This window comes from Moorena sp. SIO3H5 (genome assembly GCF_010692395.1).
In the GTDB taxonomy this organism is placed as follows: Bacteria; Cyanobacteriota; Cyanobacteriia; order Cyanobacteriales; family Coleofasciculaceae; genus Moorena.
Genome location: NZ_JAAHHS010000577.1, coordinates 1 through 3,740, shown reverse-complemented (window position 1 = coordinate 3,740; position 3,740 = coordinate 1). Strand labels below are relative to the sequence as shown.

The following is a 3,740-nucleotide window of genomic DNA, read 5'->3' as shown; positions in this document are numbered from 1 at the left end:
TCAGCAGCTTTTGGTTGGTTTGAGGTGCTTAGTCACTTAGCTACAGTTAACAACATACTGATAGTATCGTGTTGTACCTTAAATCGTCAACTCAGTTATTACTCTGTTATATCAACATATCTCAGCTTATCTGAAATAGCTACGAAAAAAAACTATATATAGTTAGTTAAAAATAGATAATTTAGAAGTGGGCATTGGGCATGGGCTCACTATACCTATAGTAATAAGAGTAATAAGATCACAGATTCATAAAATATCACAGATCAGGATGCCCCAAACTCAGAAGAGATTTCAAGCCAACTAAACGGGCAAGAAGTTTCCCCCTCTGTTGAATCTCTAATGCCAGGCTTCAACCTGATTTTGAAAATCAATCATGGGGTACGAGACTCTGGTCATATACCTCAAACTAGTTATGGTCTATGACTAGAGGCACTGGACTAAACTCTCCCTCTAAATAGAGGATAACAGAAGTGATTCGCAAAATTTGTGGGAAGCGTGAGACTAAGGATTGGGGCACTAATACTACCTACCAATAATAATTGCCTTTATTTTGCCAATAAAATATTAACAATCCCTAGCATTGTCAGTTTTTTTTATGCTGGAAAACAATTTTTTTATTGAAAAATAACAATCTTCTTGCAGAGAAATTTAGAGACCTATTAGTTGACTGTTGTTGTTGGCAGATAACAGAGTTTTGCTTGTATTATTTATAGTAGACCTCTTGCAAAAGTCTTTCGTGGTAATATAAAGTACTTGGGCTCTTCCGTACTTGTTATGCTAAATAAACACTTTCGCAAAGGGAGCAGGGAGCAGGGAGCAGGGAGCAGGGAGCAGGGAGCAGGGTAAAGAGGCAGTATTCAGAAAATTTTATTAGTTAAATTCCCTTATAACCCTTATTCAGCAAGCTTTATGAGTTTTTTTAACTGGAAATTTAGCATAGTAGGTACTGAAGAACCAGTATTTGGCAATTTTTTATCTAGCGTACGCTTAAGACTAACAAACTTGCTTTGTAATCTCTTTTTCTATAAGCGTAGTATAAAATTTAGCTCAGGGGGTGACAAGCTAATTAAAAATCTTACAGGGGTTAGGTTTTAGGGGTTAGGTTTTAGGTAAAATTGCCTTTGCGGGATGGATTTATTAAAACTATACTTGACGAAGTATGCTTGAAAATTGCTTCAATTGCTGGGAAATACAAATGACTCCGATGCGCTCATTTTATCCAACACCTAAAACCTAAAACCTAAAACCCAATACCTATCTAGGTTTGAGCTTTGTTGTCACCCCGTGAGAAAATTTAGCTAATTTTTACAAAAAATTTAATCATAACTCAAAATATTTTTGCAAGAGGTCTATTCTACATATTCGACAGTTCGCAATAGATCTAGTAGAGGTTATTTCCATGGAATTATCTAATCAGCATCGGCGGTTTCTCCTGATCGATCAGGGCGCGGTTTCAACATTGATTAATCTCGTGATTAATGTTGTGCTCACTTGGTTAGTGAACCGTTCGTCCTCTGTCATTCCTCTTTGGGGACTGAAGGGCATTTTTACAGACCTACTGGCTAGTGGGTTTATGTTACCCTTGGTCAGCTGCTTCATCATCAGCCCGATTATTGCGCGCAAAGTGCGGTCTGGCAAACTACCTCCGCTTCTTCCAGAACAGTGTCCTTACTTCAGTTGGTTTCGCCGCCCTCCTTGGATGCGCGGTGTACTTCTCGGAACAGGCGGGGTTATCTTTGGGGCAGTACCGATAGTTTGGGCTCTCAGCCTAGGTCAAGCTCAACCATTTACCGTCAACTCGTATATTGTGTTTAAATCAGTTTGGACGTCTCTGCTGACGCTGCTGGTTATGCCTATCATTTCCTGGTGGGCTTTGGCAAATGCTTCTTTGCGCACCCACGTTTGAACAAAATTGACACTCCCCGATTTAAATACACGGAGAGTGTTTCCTAACTAAAAATGTTGTCCAACGTAAATTGAACGAACTTCACCATTGCGTCGAATAACTGCTTCCTGATTATCTACAGAGACTAGAGTCCAACCGCTATTAGCAATTGCTTCCCCCAGCTTAACCCGTTGGGTAACACCATCAATTTTAAACAAAGCAGCAGATTGTTCTCCTAGTTCTAGTAATCCTACCAAGGTATGTTTGATAGCAGGTGATGTTCGTGGGGGAGGTGGGGGGGTAGGGAGTCGGTCAAGAGTAGCGGTGGGCAGGGGGTCTGGGATTGGTGGTGGCGGTAATTCTACAATAGTTGGTGGTGGTGGTTCTAGAACAGCATTTGACGGAGGTTTCGGGATTGGTGATGGGGATGGTTTAGGTTCAGGGGTGGTAGCAGGGGATGGTGTGACTGGCGCTGAGGATGCTATGGCAGGATCAGGGGTTGGAACCTTTTCAATTGGTATGTAATAAACTCGTTCTAAGACACGTTCTTTGATAGCAGTTGGTGGTGCAGTTGCTGCTGAGTTAGGAGCTACCGGAGGATTGGCAGGCGTGGGGTCTGGTAATGATGCGATCACAGGTTTTTTGATCGCTTGTGCTTTGCGGTCAATTACTTCTAGCGATCGCAACATATAGTTAATAAACTGGGCATCAGGTTCTGAGACTTTGCCTTGTTGTACTGATACCAAAGCTACCAAGTTGTTCAACCATGACCAAGTTAGCTTTCCCTGGCTAGTCAGCCACATCATTGTGATTGCTGATAGGGAAAGTAAGGCTAAAGCCCATAGAAGCTTGTCTAAAAACTGACCAGAGTTATCCGCGACAGCACTAGAGTTAGTATCTGCCGTTGTCGTTTGTAACTCACTTGATGTGGTTTCCGCTAACTCCTGTGTTGCGGGGAGTGGGGATTCCAGAAAGGGGATGATTGCCCCTGCTATGGGAATTTTCGGGATTGCTATCGGTTCTAAAGAGACATAGTCTGGCTCAGCGGGTTCTGTCGGCAACTCGCAGCCGTTCTCGATCATTTGGTACAGATCCCCAAATAAATCATCCATTAACCTATCGGCTTCAGCATCTACCGACCATGGCTGAATGGGAAGGGGAGGGTTCAACCGCTCTGTTGATTTTTCTTTGGTAATCACATCCTGAGACATCGATGGTATGCTCTTGTAACTATCACTATGAATATATCTAAGAGAAGATTATCTAGGGTTTTATAACAGATGCCCCTGAGATTATGGAGTCACAACAGCACTGAACTTTCGTTCCCGCACCTCTAGATATACCAGCAACGCATTGATATCTGCTGGATTAACCCCGCCAACTCTCGATGCCTGACCAATAGTCATAGGTTTGACTTGGCTAAGCTTTTCACGAGACTCCTTGGATAGAGTTTCTATAGCAGCATAATCCAAATCTGGTGGTAACTGCCGATTAGCTTGCCGAGAAACTTGCTCAATTTGCTTTTGCTGACGCTTAAGATAACCATCATATTTTATATCAATTTCTGCTCCTTCCCGTTCCGACTTATTCAGGTTAGGGTCACCCAGTCCATATTGGTCTAGATTGACATAGTGGAAACCAGGACGACGTAGTAACTCAGCTAAGGTAATCGAGTTTTTGATCTTTTGCTGGGTATCGGATGCGATCGCAATTCCGATTGGATCATGTTCCTTAATCCGCACTGACTGGAGTCGGGTTTTTTCTGTAGTAATGTTGGCCTGTTTTTGTTGATACAGCTCCCACCTACGGTCATCAATCAAACCCAGTTTCCGTCCTAAAGGAGTCATACGGCGGA

2 protein-coding genes and 1 pseudogene are annotated in these 3,740 nt (G+C 42.5%); 1 reads left to right on the top strand and 2 read right to left on the bottom strand.

All coding sequences use genetic code 11. From position 1 onward, the window contains the following. The first annotated feature begins 1,399 nt into the window (after positions 1-1,399). Entirely contained in the window at positions 1,400-1,906 is a 507-nt protein-coding gene (locus tag F6K52_RS33815; protein WP_293089172.1) for a hypothetical protein, read from the top strand. A gap of 47 nt (positions 1,907-1,953) precedes the next feature. Here F6K52_RS33815 and F6K52_RS33810 read toward each other — a convergent pair whose 3' ends face one another. Continuing rightward, positions 1,954-3,096 carry a hypothetical protein gene (locus tag F6K52_RS33810; protein WP_293089170.1) on the bottom strand — a complete coding sequence of 381 codons (1,143 nt, stop codon included), beginning with the start codon at positions 3,094-3,096 and terminating at the stop codon, positions 1,954-1,956. An 81-nt stretch (positions 3,097-3,177) separates the two neighbouring features. Then, a pseudogene (locus F6K52_RS33805) lies at positions 3,178-3,740 on the bottom strand (tRNA uridine-5-carboxymethylaminomethyl(34) synthesis enzyme MnmG); the annotation flags it as partial.

Bases quoted from the DNA above. Each gene is read 5' to 3' on its own strand.
- F6K52_RS33815 (WP_293089172.1), top strand. From the start codon at position 1,400: ATGGAATTATCTAATCAGCATCGGCGGTTTCTCCTGATCGATCAGGGC.
- F6K52_RS33810 (WP_293089170.1), bottom strand. From the start codon at position 3,096: ATGTCTCAGGATGTGATTACCAAAGAAAAATCAACAGAGCGGTTGAAC.